The sequence below is a fragment of the Clostridium sp. genome, from assembly GCF_022482905.1.
Classification (GTDB): Bacteria; Bacillota; Clostridia; order Clostridiales; family Clostridiaceae; genus Clostridium_B.
The window spans coordinates 154,315-176,130 of the sequence record NZ_JAKVOI010000001.1 but is presented as its reverse complement, the minus strand read 5'-3'; the positions used below and the strand labels follow the sequence as shown (position 1 = coordinate 176,130).

Genomic DNA, 21,816 nt, shown 5'->3' with positions numbered 1-21,816 from the left:
CAATAAATTCACCTGAACTTCTATTTGTAATATACTAATTCAAAAGAGTGTAGAAACCCTACACTCTTATGTAAATACAATCTTATTTATGCAGTTAATTGTTTCTTGGCTATCTCAACCAGTTCAGTAAATGCTTTTGGATCATTTATTGCTATTTCTGAAAGCATCTTTCTATTCATATCTATTCCCGCAGTCTTTATTCCATTTATAAACCTTGAATATGAAAGCCCATTTAATCTTGCTGCAGCATTTATTCGTGCTATCCAAAGCTTTCTAAAATCTCTCTTTTTCGACTTTCTTCCTACATATGCATTTCTAAGTGCCCTTATAACAGACTCGTTGGCAGTTTTAAACAGTTTGCTTCTTCCGCCGTAATAGCCTTTAGCCAATTTTAATACTTTTTTATGATATTTACGAGCATTCACAGCTCTTTTCACTCTTGCCATTTTTTAACCTCCTTCTAGAATTCCCGATTATAAATAAGGTAGTAAATCCTTCATATTCTTTTCCTGAGCTCCTGCAACATATCCTGTTTTCCTAAGATTTCTCTTGACCTTTGAAGTCTTAGCAGTTAACTTATGACTTTTGTAAGCCTTTGCCCTTTTAAGCTTTCCAGTCCCTGTAACCTTAAATCTCTTTGCTGCACTCTTCTTAGTTTTCATTTTTGGCATAGCAATTCCTCCTCTCGATTCAATTATGCTTTTTTAGGTGATAAAACCATTATCATATTTCTTCCTTCAAGTTTTGCCTTTTTTTCTATTGTACAGGCATCTTCAAGTTTAGAATAAAAATTATTTAATATCTTTCTTCCAGTAAATGAATACTCTGCTTCTCTTCCTCTGAACCTTATCGTAACTTTAACTTTATCTCCTGACAGCAAGAACTTTCTTGCATTATTGGATTTAATGGAAATATCATGTTCTTCAATAGTAGGACTGAGTCTCACTTCTTTTAGTGCCGTAACTTTCTGTTTTTTTCGGGATTCCCTCTCCTTCTTTGTCTGCTCATAAAGAAATTTGCCATAGTTCATTATCTTACAGACAGGCGGCTTTGCATCCGGAGCTATCAATACCAGGTCAAGTTCACTTTTTTCTGCAAACCCAAGAGCTTCATCCAAAGATATAATGCCGAATTGATGTCCGTCATTTCCAATAACTCTTACCTTTTTTTCTCTTATTTTTTCATTTACAAGAAAATCTTTATTAATAATTTTCACCCCCTAATAAATCAATCACACATATAAAAAAGAGACAGCATATGCCGTCTCTTATACTTCAATAGAAAAAAGATGTTAAAATCCTATATTGAAATTCCTGATAACCCTATCGGCAATGTCGTAAGGTGAGAAACGGCTGGTTTCTTCTTTAAACTCAACATGATTCAGTATAATATACATATCCACTGTTGTCAATATATGCTGCTATAATTTTTTTATATATCCCTTGATTTTTCAGCTATCTGATGTTTGATTCTGGAAATGAATTCATCAAGCGGCATGCTTCCTATATCCCCTTCTTTTCTACTTCTAACGGATATGTTTCCTTCTCTTACTTCTTTTTCTCCAATTATAATCATATATGGTACTTTTTGCATCTGAGCTTCCCTTATTTTATATCCTATTTTTTCATTTCTTACATCGGACTCCACTCTAATGTCCCTTTCCTTTAATTCCTCTACTATTTTATTCACATAATCAATTTGTGAGTCAGTTATATTCATAACTTCAACCTGAACCGGTGCAAGCCATACGGGAAAAGCTCCTGCATAGTTTTCTATCAATATTCCTATGAACCTCTCTATAGATCCAAATACAACTCTGTGGAGCATGACTGGTCTGTGTTTTTCCCCATCCGGTCCTACATAGGTCAAGTCAAAACATGATGGCATCTGGAAATCCAGCTGAACTGTTCCACACTGCCATGTTCTTCCTATTGAATCTCTTAAATGGAAGTCTATCTTAGGTCCATAGAAAGCTCCATCTCCTTCATTCACCTTGTAATCCAGTCCTGCTGCCTCCAATGCAGACTTCAAGCCCTCTGTTGCAGTATTCCAGTCTTCATCACTTCCCATGGAATTCTCCGGTCTTGTGGACAGTTCCACAAAATACTCAAATCCAAATACCTTGTAAAAATTATCTATAAGTTTTATTACATTCAAAAGCTCCTCTTTAATCATATCCCTAGTTACGAATATATGTGCATCATCCTGGGTAAAACATCTCACTCTCATAAGTCCGTGAAGTGCTCCTGATTTCTCGTGTCTGTGAACAATTCCCATTTCACCATATCTTATAGGAAAATCCTTGTAGGAATGCATTTTACTCTTATATACAAGTATTGAACCTGGACAGTTCATTGGCTTTATAGCATAATCCTCATCATCTATTTTAGTAAAATACATATTTTCTTTATAATGATCCCAGTGTCCTGACTTGTGCCACAATTCCTCATTCAATATGATCGGAGTCATTATCTCATCATACCCTGCTTTCCTATGAACTTCCCTCCAGAACTCCTGAAGGGTATTTCTTATAACCATTCCCTTTGGATGGAAGAAAGGAAATCCGGGGCCTTCCTCATGTATGCTGAATAAATCAAGTTCTTTCCCAAGTTTTCTATGATCTCTCTTTTTGGCTTCTTCTATCATTTTCAAATAATCCTGCAGTTCGCTTTTCTTTTCAAAGACAATTCCATATATTCTCTGGAGCATTTTATTGTTCTCATTTCCTCTCCAGTAGGCCCCTGCAATTGAAAGAAGTTTTACTACCTTTACCCTGCCTGTTGAAGGTACATGGGGACCTGCACAGAGATCTACAAAGTCTCCCTGTCTATAGAAAGTTATTACCTCATCTTCTGGAAGATCCTTAATCAATTCAACTTTATAGGGTTCTCCAGCCTCTTCCATTAATTTTATGGCTTCAGGTCTTGGCAACTCAAATTTTTCAAGCTTCTCATTTTGTTTTATTATTTTGTTCATTTCTGACTCAATTTTTTCAAGAAGCTCCGGCGTAAATGAAAAATCTGCATCCAGGTCATAATAAAATCCATTGTCTATGGCAGGACCTATGGCTAATTTTACATCCGGATATAACCTTTTGACTGCCTGTGCAAGTATATGGGATCCAGTATGCCATACTATCTTCTTTCCTTCCTCATCTTCAAATGTAAGTATTTCAACCCTGCAATCTTCCCTCACTTCTTCCATGAGTTCTGCAACTTTTCCATTCAACTTGGCACCTACCGCCTTTTTCCCGAGGGAAATACTTATTTTAGATGCTACATCCGATATAGTAGATCCGCTCTCAACTTCAATTACTTTTCCATTTTTCAAAGATACTTTTATCATTATTTTCCTCCTCCTACAAAATATATAGCAACGATATTAATAATTTTAAAATTAAAAAAGCCCCTCCCATAAATCATGGGACGAGCTGTCTGCCGTGTTTCCACCCAAGTTAACCGTAAAGCATACAAATAATTGTATAGTTATATAGATCGATACATACACTTATACTGTTATCTCTGTACCTTTAACGCCGGTTAACGGAAATACTTAATAATGGATAAATATGTGATACCATATTCAGTATCCGGTTCAAAGGTGGTTTTTCAATAAACATCGTCTAAAAAACCTCTCAGCTAACAAGTTTTTATCTCTTGAGACAATGTTTTATCTACTTTTCCTTGTCATTACCTTTGCTTATGGTACTTATTTTATTATTATTGATCAAATATGTCAATATAAAAAATTCTATTATACATTACATTTATTAAAAAGCTTTACCCTGTCAGTAAACACTTTCTGTATTGTATCTATAAGCTCTTCATTTCTGCAATTCTCAATGGAATGTATGCTTATACGCTCAGGGGCATTGGTTATAAGAGTACTTATGAGCATATCTTCAGAAGTTGCAGCATTATTGTTTCTGCATTCATCCAGCTCGTTGAACAATTTATTTGTTATATCAGCGCCATTTTCGTCTCTTATAATATAATTTCCACTATCTTGTATAACTATATCCAGATAATCTATTTTGCTTTCCTGTATTTCCACAAAATACTTAAGAAGCTTTATAAACTCATCATATTCTTTTTCAACCATGTACTTTTCTACCACTTTATCCACTATACTTTCAAAATCATCCAGTATATTCTTCATTCTGAAGGTAACAAATCCTTCTACGTTTATATTGTTGTTTTCATCTATACATCTTATTATCTTTTCAATTATGTCATTTTTTTTATTTATACAATAGACAGAATTTTCATCTATAATTGATATGTTTCCTTTAATACAATTAATACTTTCTTTTTTTATCCACTCAATCTCCCCGGTATTCAAGAAAAAATAGGTCTCACTTAAAAAATTGTCCATGTCCTTTTTGTAGAATTCATCTACCATTATACTGTACAGTATATCAGCTATATAAATATTGAATATATTTTTAAGCCTTTCATTTAATTCACTATCGGAAAATATCTTTAGGAAGTGAGTATCGGATTCCATCTTTTCAGATATACCTATATTTATATTTTTACCTTTAAAATATTCTCTCATAGCTCTTATTCCATTTATTATATTTTCTTTTTCAGCCTTATAAACTAAAATTAACAGCGGCATTTTTCACACTCCCTTCTCAAATAGTATGCATCTAAACAAAATCTATATTCAAAATTTGATTGTCAAATATCGACAAGTTTAGCCTGCAAGCTTATAATATTTACAAACATAAAAGGAGAATTAACATGAAATACGCAATTATTGATTTTAGAACAAGCATTGAAGAAAAAGAAAATTTGATCAAACTTGGAGCAGAAATTATAATATGCCCGCCATGCAGAGAGCTCTACGGCGAAGTCTGCGGTCATCCGGATATGCTTCTGCATTTTATAGACAAACATACTGCTGTAGTTCACCGAAATATTGATAAAAGTTTTATAAAAAAGTTAGAAAATATAGGCATAGATGTGCTTTTATCCGAATGCAAACTTACAGATAGATATCCAGAGGACATAATTTTGAACGCACTTGATCTTCCAGAATTATTCGTCCACAATTTAAAATATACAGATCATGTATTATTAAATAATATAAAAAATAAAAAGCTTATAAATGTAAACCAGGGCTATACAAAATGTTCCTCGGCAATAATCGGTAAAAATGCAGTTGTTACAAGTGATACCGGTATTTATACTGCACTTTTAGAGGAGAATGTCAATTTGCTGCAAATCCCCTATGGAGATATTTTACTTCCTAACTTCGATTATGGCTTTATAGGGGGATGCTGCGGCTCCTTTGACGATTGTGTAGTATTTTTTGGAGACTTGAGCTATTATTCCTATGGTGAAAAAATGCTTGCTTTTCTAAAAAAACACAATATGAAGCCTGTATTCTTGAGGAAAGGGAAACTCATAGACAGAGGAAGTATATTCTTTATATAGAGACCTGTTGAAAATTTCATTTCAACAGGCCCTGTTCTTCTAATTTTCTTCTTTCCATACCATATTTGCCAGCGGGAATGGTTTTAGTGCCCTATCCAATATGCCCTGTACATATGCAATAAGTATACCATAATTGACTATTGGGACTTTAAACTTTTTAGCCGAATTGATCCTGTAGAGCATGGCTGACCTGTTCAGCATACATCCACCGCAGTGAACTACAAGAGCATATTTTCTTATGTCATCTTTAAAAGAAACTCCTGAAGAATATTCAAAGTCTATTTTCTTCCCGGTAGCCTGCCTTATCCATCTTGGTATTTTGACTGTTCCTATGTCATCTGACTGTCTGTGATGGGTACACCCCTCTGCTATCAGGATCTTATCCCCATCTTTTAATTTACCTATGGCCTTGACCCCTTTTACAAGCTCTACTAGATTTCCCTTATACCTTGCAAACAATATTGAAAATGACGTCATCAATATATCTTTAGGTGTATCAGCAGCAACTTTTAGAAATACCTGGGAATCCGTTACAACTATTTTGGGTTTCTTGGACAAGTTATCGAGGGTATCTCTCAACTCGTATTCCTTTGTAATTACAGCCATGGCATCACTTTCAAGAACATCTCTTATTGTCTGCTGCTGTGGAAGTATAAGTCTTCCTTTAGGAGCCGCTTTATCTATAGGGGTAACCAGGACCACAAAATCTCCTGGATTTATCAGGTCTCCAATTATCTTGAATTTATCACTGCTTTCAGGCAGTACTTTTATGATTTCACCCTTCAGTTCTCTTATTCCACTACCTGTAACTGCAGATACTTTTATTACAGGGCTTCCAAATTTTTTTTCTATACTCTGAACTTCATCACTTCCTGCATCTGATAAATCCGCTTTATTCAATACAATTACAATTGGAATTTTCTTTTCCTTTATATCATTTATTATGTATTCATCATAATCTGTTATTCCAACAGTCGAATCCACTACAACTATGGATATGTCTGCCTCATTCAGAACTTTCATTGTTTTTTGTCTTCTAAGCTGCCCCAATTCACCAGTATCATCAAGACCGGCAGTATCTATTATTACACAGGGCCCTATTGGAAGGATTTCCATAGACTTATAAACAGGATCTGTAGTAGTTCCCTTAACGTCTGATACAATAGCTGCATTCTGCTCAGTTATGGCATTTATAACGCTTGATTTCCCAGCGTTCCTTTTCCCGAAGATTGCTATATGCGTCCTAACTGAACGCGGTGTTTCGTTCAATCCCATCACTGCACCTCCATTATTCATATTTACCAGGTATACCCGGTTTGGTAAGCTGATACGGATTTAATATCTCATCAATTTTATCCCTTGGCAATATGTCCATTTCATACAGAATATCTTTTATGGATCTATTGTCCTTCAAAGCCTTTTTTGCCAGTTCACTTGTCCTGTCATATCCAATATAATGCACGAGAGCTGCAGCTGCAGCTGTAGAAGCCTCTATATTTTTTCTACAATTCTCTTCATTTATATTGATACTTTTAATGCACTTTTCTCCAAATATCACTACTGCCCTTTCAAGAAGCTCAAGTGATTCCAAAAGGCATTCAGCTATTAAAGGAACAAATGCATTTAATTCAAGCTGTCCTGATCCAGCTGCCATGGTTATGGCTGCATCATTCGATATGACTCTCATGCTGACCTGTGCAACCATTTCAGCTATAACAGGGTTGACCTTCCCGGGCATTATAGTAGAACCTGCCTGAACCTCCGGAAGAATAACCTCCCCAATTCCACCTTTCGGTCCTGAATTTAAAATTCTCAGATCACTTGAAATTTTCATGAGATTGACCGCAAGTGATTTTAGCAATCCGGATACTTCCACAAAAACATCACAATTTTGGGTAATATCCATTGGATAGTCGGATCTTGCAATTCCAAGCCCGGTCAAATCCTGGAGCACATCTGTTATTTCATATATAAATTTATTTGAAGCATTAAATCCAGTACCTATTGCAGTACCGCCTATATTTACTTCTCTGAGTCTTTCCTCCACCTTGTAGATTCTCCATCTATCCCTTGATATTGCCCTGGAATAAGCTCCGAATCCCTGTCCTGCCATCATCGGAAGTGCATCCATCAACTCAGTTCTGCCCAGTTTCAATATATCTGAAAATTCATTTTCCTTAATTTGCAGTTCATTCTGAAGATCAGCCAGGGAACTGCTCAATTTTCTTATAGCCCTTATAGCTGCAATTCTAAGTGCAGTTGGATAGACGTCATTGGTAGATTGCGACATATTAACGTCATTAAGTGGATGGACCAAACTATAGTCGCCTTTTTTACCTCCCAGCAGCTCTATTGCCCTATTGGCAATAACTTCGTTTACATTCATATTTGTGGACGTTCCAGCCCCGCCTTGAAAGGCACTTAATTTGAATTGTCCGTCAAATTTCCCGGCTGCAGCTTCTTCACTGGCCTTAATTATTGCAGCTGCTTTTTTATCCGATATATTATTCAAATTCCTATTGACTATGGCTGCAGCTTTTTTTATAAGTGCAATTTCCCTTATTAAATTTACATTATTGATCTTACCTTGTAAATCAAAATTTTCCAGGGCCCTAAGTGTATTTATACCAAAATAGTTTAAATCAGATATTTTTCTTTCCCCAAGCAAATCCTTCTCTATCCTGGAACGCATGTTTTTCCCTCCTAATAAAATATCCATGTAATACTTAATATTAGACTGAAATTTCTATATTTTCAAGTGCTGATGCAACATCTGGCCTTATAAAATATAAAACTCCGATCAATCAATCAGAGTTTTATACAGATTATTATATATCATTGTCCTTTTTTCCAAACAACTTTCTCAACAGCGGCCTGCTTTTCTCCAAATTCAATTCCTCTCTAAGTCTCATATTTTCTTCTATAAGAGAATCAAGCCTGTCTTTCAATTCCCTGTTGCTTCTATCTTTTTCTTCAAGTTTATATTTAGTACTCTTCTCAGCTTTCTCCTTGCTTTCCAACTTGTGTTTTACCTGATTGAGTTCTCTTTGTATATTATCCTTGACCTCCATAAAGAATTTACAATTTTCCTCCAGCCTCTTTTTTTGCTCAATGATTTTTGCAATTTTATTTTTATATTCGTCTGTAATCTGTTTTTTCTTCTGCATATAACTGCTGAAGGAATCTATCTTTTCTTTTAAAATACTGTTTTCATAAAATATGTTTTTAAACTTTTCCTGTATTTCCTCAATGCTTTCATCTTCCTGTCTTATATTTATACTGCTGTTTTCCCTATTCTTTTGTTTTCTTACAAAGTTCTCCCATAATTCTTCATGTGAAAATACATGTGTTGTATCATCTCTGGCATTTTCAGCGCCATAAATCATATTAGCTACTTCACCGGCAGCTCCCTGTATAAAATTGAATATTCCAAGCTGCATTTCATTTCCCTTGTTGAGACAAACAGGTATGCTCCATTTGCCCATCTTGTAGTTGGAACAAAATATACTGTTTTTCTCTTTCCAGCAGGTATAAATGCTGTTTTTTGCATAAAATAGAACAGGTTCTACCGGATCTGCTTCACCTTTATATATTTTATATTCCTTCATGTCTATGTTATCTTCAATATGAACATGGTCCAGAGAATATATTACTCCATCCCTGCTCTTGTTGATTATTTCAAATCCACTATTTATATACAGTACTCTAAACAATATATTATTACCCTGCAGCCCATAGAGTCTCTGGGCTGTCGACCATGAGTCATCATATCTGCAGTAATTCAACGATATCTCATTTCCTCTGTCTGAAAGGAAAAAAGCATGAATATATTTATTTTTTTCCACAACCACTTCATAATATTCTTCAACCTTGTCTGAAAGAACTATATGTTGAACAGTATAAATATCTGTCCTGGTACCATTCCATATACAGTGTTTTAAAATTCCATGCTTGCTTTCTCCCGGAGCTACAAGCAAATAGAATAAATGCATCCTGCCATTTAAAATTGCTGTTTTTAAACTCTCTATATTCAATTCATTTTTTTCTACAATATAAAGTACTTTTCCAAACCATTTTTCCTCTTTGTTTGTACAATATTTCATCTCATTATTTTTATTTAAATATATTATATGAATTATTTCACTTTCTACACATATTGTAAATTTAATTACTTCTACATCAATAATTTTTTCCTCTGACCACTTGCTTTCCTCTTGCATTATCCTATAAACTAACGAATTATTGCCATCTAAATATACTTTCCACAAAGTATCATCAATATTAAGTATCCAAGGATAATCATTTTTCATAGTATTATCCACCCCCTTTAATTATATTTGGTTGAATTCAATTTATAACCTGCTTGCTCAATAAAAATTTCCCAAAGCAGCTTACTTAAATATCACAACTATAATATTTCTGCATAATATATATCGTAAGTAATGTATTATCACCATAATCTTTTATAAGGAGGAGAATCAATGTCCATAAATTTTGATAAATTTGTGCCTCGTCCCGGTCTTGTAAACAAACAAGGACGTTTGCCAGATCCATCAGAACTTGTTTGTGTTGAAGTTCCAAAAGTTTTTGACCAATGTCTAATTAAAAGATGCCTCTCTTATTGTAAAGGGCCTGACACAAATACTACAGACTGTGAATTAAGAAGCAATCCATTGGATAGCCCCAAAATATTTATCGGCTGCAGGGATTTTAAAATTACATTAAAATCCGTGAATAAAATTCCAATTCGCGGTAAAGAAGGTTTTAAAAAACTTATTATATGCTATACTATTTCATTCTATGCTGACTACGTTGATTGCAATGCAACAAATAAAAGTGAATTATTCGAAATAAACAGGCAGGATGTAATAGGTAAATTTTATTGTCCGGATTCTATAGTTCAGGTATCTGGAAACTGCAGTCAGGATACAAATATAATAAAGCTTGAAATGGTAGCCGAAGCACTTCAGACTTCATTCCACAAAGATGATGATAAATGTGTGGTTTTGGATATAACCCTGGGGTATTACATTGTTGTTAAATGTGAACTCATAGTACAGCTTCTCATACCAGCCTATAGCTATTGTCCTGTTCCTAAGGAGCCATGTCCATCTGAACCTGAAGAAAATGTATGTGAAAAATTCAATAAGGAACCGATACCAAAATTTTATCCGGATCAGAACTTAAAACCTCTGTTTCCAGATTGTGATCCTATTTCAGAAAATAAACAGATCAACTCAAATTTACATCCTTGAAATAAAAATTTCAATTAAAAAAGATGTGCTTCACAGTACATCTTTTTTAATTGAACACTGACAGTATTTTTCAATATCTATTCTCCTTAAACCATCCCCCTGCCTGTAAATACTTGTCCACTTTATTTATCTTTTTATACTGAACTCGCTTTTCTGACAATTCATGCATAATACATGTCCAAATTTGCTTTTGCTGTAGTTTGCTACATTCTCTGTTATTTCAATACCGCACTTTTCACACTTATTGTTGTTTTTAGGCGATACTTTTTCTTCTGTATTTTTACCCATGGAGTATCTTATTCTATGGTTGTTGTCTTCAATTCTAAGTGAGCTGATTTCCCTGCTGTCATTATAATCTATTGATTTAACCTTAAAATTCAATCTTGGTGACAAACTTAGATTGCTGCCTCTTTGAACGACCTCACCATTTGTAAGGTTAATCCATATAAACGGTGCAGTGTAGAGTTCTCTCCCGATTCCAATGTTGAACCCGGCTCTTTTAAAACTGTCCGACGCCTGTCCTTTTTCCTTTTCGGTATAACTTTCAACCCCAACATCCTGTTTTCTTACCCACTCCTTTTTTTCATCATCCCATATATCTATATTACAAAATAAATTGCCATTTATAAGCTCATGTGTTCTTCTCCATCCTGTTATTCCAAAAGTTTCATCTAATATCTTCATATCGACTCTTGCATCCTTATACAGCAGCAGCACACAACCTACAGCATTATTGATTTCTTTTATGCTCTGCACTCTTACCTCAATTTCTCCTGCTTTCAGAAGCCTTATCTTTTTCATTTTATTTCCTCCCTTCAAGTGTATTTTTCCCTCAATTCTAAAATTATATGTTCCAATTTATGTATCATATAAAAGAAATAAGAGACAGCACCCTTTTAAAAGCGCCGTCTCTTACTCTTAATTCCATATTATTTTTAAGACTTGATGACATATCTCTATTCTATTGTTCCCGCCGTACCTTTTATTGAGATAAGTGTCTGCTTCAGCTGTGCATTTTCTGACTGCAGAACTGCAAGCTTCTGTTGAATACTCTGCAGCTGTTGATTTTTCTGTACTTCATCCTCTGGCCCATGTCCAAGATCATTGACAGCTCCTTGAATAAAATCATCAATCAGCTTCTTCTGATTATCTGTAGGAACCACGCCTATTTCCTCAAGTGCTGCATACACTGTATTCTGTGCCGCCGTAAATTTTTCCTGATTTGTCTTTAGTCTTCCTGAATGTGACAGCTGTTCAGCTGCCTTTACTCCTGACACCGATTTTTGCTCAATCCAGTCAATCAATGCAGCTGTAGGTTTTGACGATGATACTTTTTTTTGAAACTTGCTGTCTCTTTTCAAAAGCGACACAATTCCAAATACACCTCCAATTACTCCTACCAGAATTCCTCCAACTGCAATAATATCATTTATATTAAACATAATTATTTTCCCCCATTTTTATAAAGTTTATACTGTCTGTGTCTCACAGGGACATTTATGCACATTATTTTTGTTATACATTCCCCTCAATTTTCAGTGTATTAAACAATATAAAAAATGGTTATTATAAAAATACTGAATCATGAAACAAATTGAAATATAATAAACATAAATATATTCAAAATCAACCAGCCAAGACTCAGGATCAGCCCTATTGTACTAATAACTATTAGCCTTTCATTTGGAATTGTGTTACCTTTTATTTTATCATCTGAGTATATTTTAATATATACAACAGAACAGGAAAGTAATATTATTGAACTTATCATACTCAGGATAATATTGTTGAATATACAATTAGCTATTATCAGTAAAATACAAATCAGCGGCAAAAAAATTACTTGTTTCTTGTAGTCTTGTTTCATCTATTTTACCTCTTTGGTAGATATTTATTTAGCCGTATTTCTAGTATTTTACAGCTACATTTTAATATTACTACAAAGTGGACATAAAAAGCAAAACATAAAAAAATTTAAATTTTACTTATGTTCATATATTAATTATAATTGCTTTATAAAATCAAATTATAATCTGGAGGTCATAAATGAGCAAAATAAACTTTAAAGGCAGTGTAATGTTGAATCCAGCTCCGGTAGTTCTCGTTACTTCCAAAAGTTCATCTGATAAATTAAATATATTCACGGCTGCCTGGGTCAGCACCGTCTGTACAAAAGATCCCATTATTGCCATAGGCATAAGACCTGAAAGACTTTCCTATAAATACATAAAAGAGACCGGCGAATGTGTTGTAAATCTTCCTACAAAAGATATGGTCAAAATTGTAGACTATTGCGGTGTAATTTCCGGTTCAAGGGAAGATAAAATAAAACACTTCAACTTAAATCTTGATAAAGGTATTTGTGTTTCAACACCTTCTCTGGAAATTTCTCCAGTTGCTCTGGAGTGCAGATTGAAATCAATTACTTCCCTTGGAACACATGATCTTTTTCTTTTTAAAATATTAAATGTCAAAGTTGATGAAAATTTGCTGGATTCAAATAATAGAATATGTTTTAATAAGGCAAATCTTATATGTTATAGCCATGGAGAATATTATGCCCTGAATTCAAAACCACTTGGTACTTTCGGTTTCTCGGTAAGAAAGAAAAAAAGGAAAAAGTAATTTTGAGGATTTATTTGGCAGCAAAGCTGGACTTTAAATTGTGGGATTCATTTTCATTCAATACCTGATTTAAAAAATACACAGCTGTAATTGCAGCCACTGCGTCCGCTGCTGGATACGCATACCAGAGCCCATTCAAGCCAAACAGCTGGATTAGCATCAGGGACAACGGAATAAATATCAATATTTCCTTGTATATTGAAAACAAGAAACTCTTTTTGGCTTCCCCTATAGCCTGATAATAATTTATAACTATATAATATATTCCCGTAAACGGGACTAGAAAAGTGCACAGCCTAAATGTTCTCACTGTCTCATTGATTAGGTTTGAATCATTCAGAAAGAATCCGATTATAGAATTTGCTAATACAATAAATACCAGCAGGCAGACAAAAGATGTCAACAATATAGTCTTGATCGAGGTAATCAGGACACTTCTTATTTTAGAGTGATCCTGAGCACCACAATTGTAGGCTATTATCGGCTGTATACCATAACTTATACCAATTATTACAACATAAAGAAACATTGAAACCTTTGTTATTATTCCCATCATGACTATTGCAGAATTACCTCCCTGGGAATAAAGTATGCTATTTAGCACAATGGAAACAAGTGCGTCTTCAAATTCTATAACAAATGTTGAAAATCCAACTGTTATTATATCAATTACGTTATCCATTCTAATAGACTTATAAATTGACTTAATAGAAATTGAAATATTGAATACTGCTGCAACCTCCTTGAATTTAAAAAATGCAAAAACAAATGCACTTATCTGGGATATTACTGTAGCCAATGCCGCCCCTTCTATGCCAAAACCAAATACAACTATCAATATATAGTTTACCACTATGTTTAGAGTAACGCCCACCAAATTAGTATACAATAATGCACTTGTTTTTTTCAATGCTATCATTATATAGCAGACAACTACTGACAGGGATTGAAAAATTCCTCCCAATAATATTATGGATACATATTTATCAACTAATCCATACGTCAATTTACCCGCACCAAGGGCAAAAAATATTGGACCTCTGAATATAAAAATTATCAAAGATATGAACAATAATACTATCACTGTAATCCCAATGGATGTAAGTACCATTTTCCCGAATCCTTCATTATCCTTCCTGCCTAGACTTCTGGCACAGTAGGTAGAACTTCCTACAGCTATCAACAAGCCAGTAGCTATAAGTAATTTTTGAATTGGGAATGCAATGGTAACAGCTGCAAGCGCATCTATACCAATATAGTGTCCTACATATATGGTATCAACCACATTATAGAGTTCTGAAACAAGTAAGGCCAGAATAGAGGGTACTGCAAATTTAAAAATCAATCGTGTTATTTTTTCTTTTGCAAAATTATTATCGCCAATTTCCATAAATTTCACTCCAAATTTCCTATAAAATAAATAGCCACCAATCTAATTGAATTATAATATTTATTGAGTAAAATTTACATTCACTTAAATGCTGATAAAAATGTACAATATTGCTTTATTTAACAAACAAGTACAATATGAAAATAGCTTAATAAGCTTCTTTTATCAATATAAGTACAGCACCGTGTCCTTTTAGAACAGTCTGTATATTATATATGGTACTTTTTCTAAAATTTTTAAATTGTATATTCGGGAAAGCAGCTTTGTGAAGAATCTGATTTTCTTCCTTATTCAGTCTTTTGGGTCTTCCCATGTCAATCCAGTAATTATACGAAGATCCGCAGCCCTCACTTATTTTGTACATGGTAGTTCTTATTGGAAAAGGTATATTTACTATATTTATTGAAAAATTGTGCATATTATCATAGTTGTAAATTAAAATCTGATAATCACTTTCCGACTTGGTGGCAATATATCCTTCACCTGTAGAAACCAGAATATTTCCAAGCTTGTTCATTAAATAATAAGCATAATAGGAAGGTTTTTTTATTCCCTTATCATTTATGAGCCCAGGATATCCAAAAAAAACCTCATTTGTCAAATCAACCTGTCTGTCGATTACATCAAATGCCCTCAAAAAACCTGGAGAGCAGCTTTTATTTGCACAACTATCTATAATATAAGGTATCATATAGCCTGTATCATATATATAATCCAGCTTCTCCTCATAAAAAAATAAATCAGACTCTGTCTGCAAACTATACTCAGCCATTGCATTCTCAATTATCTCATCTTTTAAATGGTCACCCATTTTCGAACTGAATTGAAACCTGAATGAACTCAAATCCAAACTATCCAATTCAGAAAAATAATTCAGAAAAGATTTAATTGCAAATAAAAATTCCGATGCTGAAAATCCCGTGCTATCCAGTACTATAAGTGGAATAAGATCAATAGTATTTAAAAATTCGAATACATCCCTGCTTCTGTTCCAGTTATAGAATCTTGAGTTTGGAAATACGCACATGTCTGTACTGAATACATTTAACACCCTTCCATATTTGAACCCAATCTCCTCCTGAAAAGTTTCAAGTATTTTTTTATTATCCTCAAGCAGTACATCAAAAGCATCTCCAATGTTCAATATATTTTTAAAGCTTTTAGTAAAATCCCCTAGATTCTGTTTCATATTTATATTTATTTCAGTTATATTCTCTTTATAGTTGAACCTATCATAATCCTTCAAATAATAAGTTATCCATGAAATGCATTCGCTTAACTCATGATACTCTACAACTTTTTCCATTTCAAATTTCTCATCATCTATTTTAAATTTTTTCCTGTATTGAAATGGAGTATACTTATAACTACGCTTGAAATGTTTGTTAAAATATCTGACATGTGAGAAGCCAACTTCCTCTGAAATTTCGGATATTGGTTTATCTGTATCCAAGAGAAGTTTCAGGGCCTCTTCAACTCTGTTTGAATTTAAAAGATCAGTAAAGCTGTAGCCTGTAACGTCCTTTATTCCATGTGATAAATAATCCGTGCTCAAAAATTCCCGTCTTGCTATATCCTGAAGGGTTATGTTGTCGTTATAGTTGTTAAAAATGTATTTTGAAATTCTATGATATCTTTCCAGTTTTTCTTCATTCCCCTTGAGTTCTTCATTTTCATATATTAAATAGTGAAAATTATTTATAAGATAATAAAGAAAATCTATAAGAATAGACTTTATCTCTTCATCATAACCCTTCTGCTTTTGAGCTGCCTCACAGGTTATCCTTGCCAGGAATATTCTTAAATTATTATATGTATCATTTGCTTGAGCCATGTCATCCGTGGTATTTGTAAAAAAGAACATATTTTTTATATCTCTGTAATATTTCTTAAAAAACATGGGATCCATATGAAATATTAAAACTCTATTTTCAGAACTATTACCTATAATTGAATGAGCTTCATCTATATTTACTATTTCTATGTCATTTTCTATAAGCTCATATTTGTCAGCTTCTATTGTAATGGTAAGATTACCTTCCAGTACATAAAGTATCTCTATGGAATCATGCCAGTGTATAGGATAGTTTGTTATATCAGCCAACGTTATTGAGACAGGAATATCCGGGGGATAATTTATGTATTTTCTTCTCATTGATTTATCTCCTTCTGTTTAACTCATATATAACTATTATAATTGATTGTTTCAACTTATTCCAACCTATAGAAGAAGGGCCCATAAAGGCCCTCAAGATCCTAATGTATAATAAATTATGAAATCCGTTTATTTTTCAAATTGCTGTCCTTGCTCTTATCTATATTGTCAACATTAATTTCTTCTTCATCAATCTCATCTATGTCATTATTGTCCTCTGTTGATTTGTTTATCTTCTCCATCTTTGATATGGAGACTTCATAAGCAACCTTTTTTACAGTTTCAGTTTCAGATATCTTTTTCTGATATTCTCTACTCTGGAGTCTTCCCCATACTCTTATATTGTCACCAACTTTTAAGGTTTTGCAAAACCTGGAATTTCTTCCCCATGCTATAGTTGGTATGTAGTCTGATTTATTATAGGCTCTATTTACTGCAAGTAGCATATCTGAAATCTCCCTACCAAATGGAGTTGTTCTATAAACCGGTTCCTTGCATATGAATCCGTCAAGAAAAATCTGGTTTGGATTTTTACTCTTTTCCGTACATACGCCTATATTTCTTGCAAATACAGTTAAAATAAGTCTGTTTGCTCCATCTACAAATTTATTATATGATCTCAATTGTCCCTCAACTGTTATATTTGTTCCTATTTTAACGTCTATATCATTTATTAACCTTTCTGAAATTGTTATAAATAATACATCGTTCGTATCACTCAGCCTGGGAACTTTAATATAAAAAGTATAAAAGCCTTCACCGTACATTTCATGACTAAAATTAAGTTCAGAGATCACTTCCCCCTCTAGATAAATCTTGTTGTTTAACATAAGATTCTCCATCTAAACCCCTCTTTCCATTGGTTTTCAAATTAGTTTATCTACATATAATTATTCATTTTAAATATAAAATATACTAAAATAAGTATAAATTGTAATTATTTAATACACGGTTATTGTGCAATTTGGTTGCCATGATTATCTATACTGTAATTGCTCTTATAGATCAAGCTTCCCACTGTAACAAATTTATAACCATCACTTTGAAGTTTTTCTATTATTTTCGGTAAATTCTCAGGAGTATATCTGGCACTATTGTGAAACAATAGTATTGAACCTGGTTTTGTGTTTTTAATTATACGCCTGTATTCCGCATCTGCACCTTTTTCCATCCAGTCAGTACTGTCAGCATCCCACTGTATGCAGTAATATCCTGCATTTTTAACTGTATTTATTACAGAATTATTATAGGAACCTGAAGGGCATCTAAAAAGTTTTGTACCTTTCCCCGTTATCCTCCTTATTTTAGCTTCATTTATGTTTATATCCTCCAGAATTTTGTCCTCTGACAGCATGGTCATGTCGGGATGCCTGTTTGAATGATTGCCTATTTCATGACCTTTTTCCGAAGTTTCTTTCAATATATCAGGATATTTGTCAGCCCAGTCTCCTACTATAAAAAAAGTAGCCTTTATTTTATATTTATCAAGTATATTTAATATTTCCCCGGTATGTTCTTCATTTCCAAGACTTACATCAAAGGTCAGGGCTATTTTTTTTTCATCTGTATTCACGTGGTATATGGGCAATTCCCTGTCTGCAGTTGTAAAAGCTCCAGTATACCTATAATTTGTAATGATGAAAAACAGTGTGCCTATGAATATACACATAAAGGTCATGGACAATTTTATCAATGTTCTTGATTTCACATATATACCTCCCAAATTGTTTCTATAGTTTTATATAGTATTTCAATTCAGCAAATATTACACTAAATAAAAAATTATAGAGCAGTCAGTCCGGTATAAATGAAATTTCCATTTTATTTATTTTCATATGTTTTATGTTATAATTATTTAAGAGATCATTATAATATTTTAATTCAATGAGGTGGATGTTAATGTCTGAAAATACTCTAGAATTAGCAGAAAATAAACTTCTTTTACTATATATATTCAAAAAAATAAGTATTCCTGTATCCAACAACAAGATTACACAGATTATACTTGAAAACAATCTTATAAATTATTTTGTACTGCAGCAGTATATAGGAGAACTCCTGACTTCAAAATTTATAGAATATGTGGATCCAGATACTGACCACAAAATGGAAATCACCAAAAAAGGTATAAAAGTATTGGATCTATTTGAAAATATGATTTCAGCGGACAAAATACAGACAATAAATGAATATCTGGAAAAACATATTGAAAATATAAAAAAAAATATTTCAGTAAGCGCCGATTATGTCGTGGAAAACAAGAACAATTTCATGGTGGATCTAAGTGCAGTTAAAGATGGAACTGTTCTTATGAATATAAAATTATGCGTAAATTCAAGTAAAGAAGCAGATAAATTATGTCACAAGTGGAAAAGCAATTATTCTGACCTATACTATAGAATTATTCAGCTTCTCCTTGAAAAATAAAAAAGTCAATTCAATACCATACCTGTAGGCTCTGCTCCTATAGGTATGAATTGTCTGCTGTTGTCTTTAATATCCAGTTTTATCAAAAGGTTGTTGTAATTGTCCCCAATATACAAATTGTCATTATATTTTAATAATCCTGCCGGCATTCCACCTACTATAATTCTTTTTTCTTCTTTGTAGTTGTTTATATCTACTACACTAACCGTTCCATCGCCAAAATTTGATATAAAACAATACCTGCTGCTGCAATATATATCCAACGGTGAATTTCCAACTACTATTCTGTTTATAATTTTGTAGTTTCTGAGTGACAATACTGATATACTGCCTCTGAATTCAGACCCCAAATTACTTTCACACACTATTATATGTTCACCATCTATTGTAAATATGGCTTTTGTAGGGTAGGAACCAACTTTTATATTTTTAATGTTGTTTCTATCCATACAATCTATAAGCGTTATCGTATCATTTTCCATATTGGATACTAGAAGCAACTTTTTGTTGACATTCAGACATATGCTGTGGGGGAGATTCCCGCAGGGTATCTGCTCAATAATCTTCTTTATAGCAAGATCAAAAACTACAAGACTATTTGAATCACCGCATATTATATATGCCTTTTTCCCTAAAGTTACTATATCATTGCAATGGGAACCTATATAATAACTTTCTTCCTGGACATTATTTTTTAGATCTATTATTGATATACTATTGTTATAATTATTGGCTGTTATAATTTTATCATCCTTGATGCATATGCCATGGGGACCTACTCTATTGTTTAAATCATTTGATTTGAGATGGATTTTATTTTCAACTTTAAAGTCATTTAAACTAACCCTGGATATAAAGTCAGAGGAAGTACTGCATATATAAATATGATTCAATATCATCACCCCCTACAAATATAATATGAAGTTCCCTTAAAAAGTGTAATAATTACAGTAAAATTATTTTGCCTGTAGTTGTGCAATTATTTAATATTATATATAATAGACCTGTAAATCAATAAAATGTGAAATGTGGTGATAATAATATGTATAGTTATAAGCCAACAGGCGTCTGTTCAAAACAGATAAACTTTGATGTAGTTGACAATAAAATTACCAATGTAAGTTTTGTAGGGGGATGTAACGGCAACCTCCAAGGAATTTCAAAACTTCTCGAAGGAATGAATGTGGAAGATGCGGTAAAAAAGCTGAAGGGCATTTCCTGTAATGGAAAAAGTACCTCCTGTCCTGATCAGTTTGCCAGAGCTATAGACAGTCTTGTATTTAAAAAAGAAGTATCCAAAATAGGTAGATAACTGGATACTATTTATAATGGAGGTATATCTTGAATAGTTTAATATCTAAAAATGTTCAAAAAGTTGAAATATCTGGTATAAGGAAATTCTATAACAAGGTTGAAAAATATCCGGATGCAGTATCTCTTACTCTTGGACAGCCTGATTTCAATGTTCCTTCTGGAATAAAATCAGCTATTATAGCTGCCATAGGCAACAATAAAACCGGTTATACGTCTAATTCCGGTATAATAGAGCTTAGAAGGGAAATATCCTTTTACTTGCAATCTTTAAACATAAACTATGAAAGTGATGAGATCTGTCTTACCATAGGTGGAAGCGAAGGACTCATGGATGTATTCACAGCACTTATAAATACAGGAGACAGGGTTCTGGTACCCACACCTGCTTATCCTGCCTATGAAAGCTGTGTGAAAATAATAGGCGGAGAGGTTATACATTATAAATTGAAAGATGATTTCTCCATTGACTTCGACAATCTGGAAAATATACTTGAATCGGAGATACCCAAGATACTTGTCATATCCTATCCATGCAATCCGACTGGTGCAGTTTTGTCCGAAAATGACAATACGAGATTACATAAAATCATCAAGGAACATAATATTTTTGTTGTAAGCGATGAAATGTATGCATCACTTTCTTTTTATCAAAATTATTACTCTATAGCCCAATTCAATGATATAAAAGACAAGATCATGCTTGTAGGAGGATTTTCAAAGATGTTTTCCATGACAGGACTAAGACTTGGATATATATGCGCCGTGGATAAATTCATGAATGCAATAATGAAGGTCCATCAATACAATGTGTCCTGTGCACCATCTATTGTACAATGGGGAGCAGTCTACGGACTCAGGAACTGCATGAAGGATGTGGAAAACATGAAAAGTGAATTTATAAAAAGAAGAGACTATCTGTACACCAGATTAAGAGAAATGAGCTTTGATGTAAAGCTTCCAATGGGAGCCTTCTATATGTTTCCCTCTATTAAAAATTTCGGTATGAGCAGTGAGGACTTTTGTGAAAGGCTATTGCGGGAAGCCAAAGTGGCAATTGTACCTGGATCTGCCTTTGGACCTGGTGGGGAAGGTTATATAAGGATATCCTATGCATCCTCCATGGATAAACTCAAACTGGCAGCAGACAGATTGGAAAAATGGCTGGAATGAATAAAACATAATGAGGATTTTCAACTGAAAATCCCCCTT

At 33.4% G+C, this 21,816-nt stretch carries 21 protein-coding genes and 1 other annotated feature; of the genes, 6 read left to right on the top strand and 15 right to left on the bottom strand.

Annotation, left to right across the window (positions count from 1 at the left end):
* Nucleotides 1–86: 86 nt before the first annotated feature.
* The 5 genes from rplT to ytxC all read right to left on the bottom strand — a co-directional run bounded on the left by rplT (nt 87) and on the right by ytxC (nt 4,620).
* Complete coding sequence (gene rplT / locus LKE46_RS01030; RefSeq protein ID WP_291717584.1) at nt 87–446, bottom strand: 50S ribosomal protein L20; 360 nt, start codon at nt 444–446, stop codon at nt 87–89.
* Between the two features lie 27 nt (nt 447–473).
* Nucleotides 474–671 carry a 50S ribosomal protein L35 gene (gene rpmI, locus LKE46_RS01025; RefSeq protein ID WP_291717581.1) on the bottom strand — a complete coding sequence of 66 codons (198 nt, stop codon included), beginning with the start codon at nt 669–671 and terminating at the stop codon, nt 474–476.
* A 23-nt stretch (nt 672–694) separates the two neighbouring features.
* The gene (gene infC / locus LKE46_RS01020) at nt 695–1,216 is read right to left on the bottom strand and encodes a translation initiation factor IF-3 (RefSeq protein ID WP_291717579.1); all 522 of its coding nucleotides are present in this window, start codon (nt 1,214–1,216) and stop codon (nt 695–697) included.
* 215 nt (nt 1,217–1,431) lie between these two features.
* Complete coding sequence (thrS, locus tag LKE46_RS01015; protein WP_291717577.1) at nt 1,432–3,345, bottom strand: threonine--tRNA ligase; 1,914 nt, start codon at nt 3,343–3,345, stop codon at nt 1,432–1,434.
* Between the two features lie 73 nt (nt 3,346–3,418).
* Nucleotides 3,419–3,699 (bottom strand) — a binding site (T-box leader).
* Nucleotides 3,700–3,753: 54 nt separating this feature from the next.
* The gene (gene ytxC, locus LKE46_RS01010; protein WP_291717576.1) at nt 3,754–4,620 is read right to left on the bottom strand and encodes a putative sporulation protein YtxC; all 867 of its coding nucleotides are present in this window, start codon (nt 4,618–4,620) and stop codon (nt 3,754–3,756) included.
* Between the two features lie 125 nt (nt 4,621–4,745).
* Here ytxC and LKE46_RS01005 point away from each other — a divergent pair, with 125 nt between their 5' ends.
* On the top strand, nt 4,746–5,441 hold the full coding sequence (locus LKE46_RS01005; RefSeq protein WP_291717575.1) for a DUF6873 family GME fold protein: 696 nt from the start codon (nt 4,746–4,748) through the stop codon (nt 5,439–5,441).
* Between the two features lie 39 nt (nt 5,442–5,480).
* Here the strand turns inward: LKE46_RS01005 and hydF are convergent, their stop codons facing one another.
* The 3 genes from hydF to LKE46_RS00990 form a co-directional block, all read right to left on the bottom strand.
* Nucleotides 5,481–6,716, bottom strand: coding sequence for a [FeFe] hydrogenase H-cluster maturation GTPase HydF (gene hydF / locus LKE46_RS01000; protein WP_291717573.1), 1,236 nt, complete (start codon nt 6,714–6,716; stop codon nt 5,481–5,483).
* Nucleotides 6,717–6,729: 13 nt separating this feature from the next.
* Nucleotides 6,730–8,133 carry an aspartate ammonia-lyase gene (locus LKE46_RS00995; protein ID WP_291717572.1) on the bottom strand — a complete coding sequence of 468 codons (1,404 nt, stop codon included), beginning with the start codon at nt 8,131–8,133 and terminating at the stop codon, nt 6,730–6,732.
* Between the two features lie 136 nt (nt 8,134–8,269).
* Complete coding sequence (locus LKE46_RS00990; RefSeq protein ID WP_291717570.1) at nt 8,270–9,751, bottom strand: hypothetical protein; 1,482 nt, start codon at nt 9,749–9,751, stop codon at nt 8,270–8,272.
* Between the two features lie 171 nt (nt 9,752–9,922).
* Here LKE46_RS00990 and LKE46_RS00985 point away from each other — a divergent pair, with 171 nt between their 5' ends.
* On the top strand, nt 9,923–10,696 hold the full coding sequence (locus tag LKE46_RS00985) for a hypothetical protein (protein ID WP_291717569.1): 774 nt from the start codon (nt 9,923–9,925) through the stop codon (nt 10,694–10,696).
* Nucleotides 10,697–10,822: 126 nt separating this feature from the next.
* Here LKE46_RS00985 and LKE46_RS00980 read toward each other — a convergent pair whose 3' ends face one another.
* Both LKE46_RS00980 and LKE46_RS00975 read right to left on the bottom strand, forming a co-directional pair.
* The gene (locus LKE46_RS00980) at nt 10,823–11,497 is read right to left on the bottom strand and encodes a hypothetical protein (protein ID WP_291717568.1); all 675 of its coding nucleotides are present in this window, start codon (nt 11,495–11,497) and stop codon (nt 10,823–10,825) included.
* A gap of 155 nt (nt 11,498–11,652) precedes the next feature.
* Nucleotides 11,653–12,138: a phage holin, LLH family gene (locus tag LKE46_RS00975; RefSeq protein ID WP_291717567.1), complete on the bottom strand. Its 486-nt coding sequence runs from the start codon at nt 12,136–12,138 to the stop codon at nt 11,653–11,655.
* A gap of 604 nt (nt 12,139–12,742) precedes the next feature.
* Between LKE46_RS00975 and LKE46_RS00970 the strand changes: the two genes are divergently transcribed.
* The gene (locus LKE46_RS00970; protein WP_291717566.1) at nt 12,743–13,321 is read left to right on the top strand and encodes a flavin reductase family protein; all 579 of its coding nucleotides are present in this window, start codon (nt 12,743–12,745) and stop codon (nt 13,319–13,321) included.
* A gap of 10 nt (nt 13,322–13,331) precedes the next feature.
* On the opposite strand, the gene LKE46_RS00965 is transcribed toward LKE46_RS00970, so the two are convergent.
* The 4 genes from LKE46_RS00965 to pdaB all read right to left on the bottom strand — a co-directional run bounded on the left by LKE46_RS00965 (nt 13,332) and on the right by pdaB (nt 18,544).
* Entirely contained in the window at nt 13,332–14,711 is a 1,380-nt protein-coding gene (locus LKE46_RS00965; RefSeq protein WP_291717565.1) for an MATE family efflux transporter, read from the bottom strand.
* Between the two features lie 148 nt (nt 14,712–14,859).
* A complete protein-coding gene (locus LKE46_RS00960) occupies nt 14,860–16,866 on the bottom strand; it encodes a helix-turn-helix domain-containing protein (RefSeq protein ID WP_291717564.1) in 2,007 nt (668 codons plus the stop codon).
* 116 nt (nt 16,867–16,982) lie between these two features.
* Nucleotides 16,983–17,708 carry a single-stranded DNA-binding protein gene (locus LKE46_RS00955; RefSeq protein ID WP_291717563.1) on the bottom strand — a complete coding sequence of 242 codons (726 nt, stop codon included), beginning with the start codon at nt 17,706–17,708 and terminating at the stop codon, nt 16,983–16,985.
* Nucleotides 17,709–17,818: 110 nt separating this feature from the next.
* A complete protein-coding gene (gene pdaB / locus LKE46_RS00950) occupies nt 17,819–18,544 on the bottom strand; it encodes a polysaccharide deacetylase family sporulation protein PdaB (RefSeq protein WP_434735204.1) in 726 nt (241 codons plus the stop codon).
* A gap of 221 nt (nt 18,545–18,765) precedes the next feature.
* Here pdaB and LKE46_RS00945 point away from each other — a divergent pair, with 221 nt between their 5' ends.
* Nucleotides 18,766–19,293, top strand: coding sequence for a DUF4364 family protein (locus LKE46_RS00945; protein WP_291717561.1), 528 nt, complete (start codon nt 18,766–18,768; stop codon nt 19,291–19,293).
* A gap of 5 nt (nt 19,294–19,298) precedes the next feature.
* Here LKE46_RS00945 and LKE46_RS00940 read toward each other — a convergent pair whose 3' ends face one another.
* Nucleotides 19,299–20,186, bottom strand: coding sequence for a YncE family protein (locus LKE46_RS00940; RefSeq protein ID WP_291717560.1), 888 nt, complete (start codon nt 20,184–20,186; stop codon nt 19,299–19,301).
* Nucleotides 20,187–20,335: 149 nt separating this feature from the next.
* Between LKE46_RS00940 and LKE46_RS00935 the strand changes: the two genes are divergently transcribed.
* Together LKE46_RS00935 and LKE46_RS00930 are read left to right on the top strand one after the other, a co-directional pair.
* Nucleotides 20,336–20,605 carry a TIGR03905 family TSCPD domain-containing protein gene (locus LKE46_RS00935; RefSeq protein WP_291717559.1) on the top strand — a complete coding sequence of 90 codons (270 nt, stop codon included), beginning with the start codon at nt 20,336–20,338 and terminating at the stop codon, nt 20,603–20,605.
* A 29-nt stretch (nt 20,606–20,634) separates the two neighbouring features.
* A complete protein-coding gene (locus tag LKE46_RS00930) occupies nt 20,635–21,777 on the top strand; it encodes a pyridoxal phosphate-dependent aminotransferase (protein WP_291717558.1) in 1,143 nt (380 codons plus the stop codon).
* Nucleotides 21,778–21,816 lie beyond the last annotated feature (39 nt).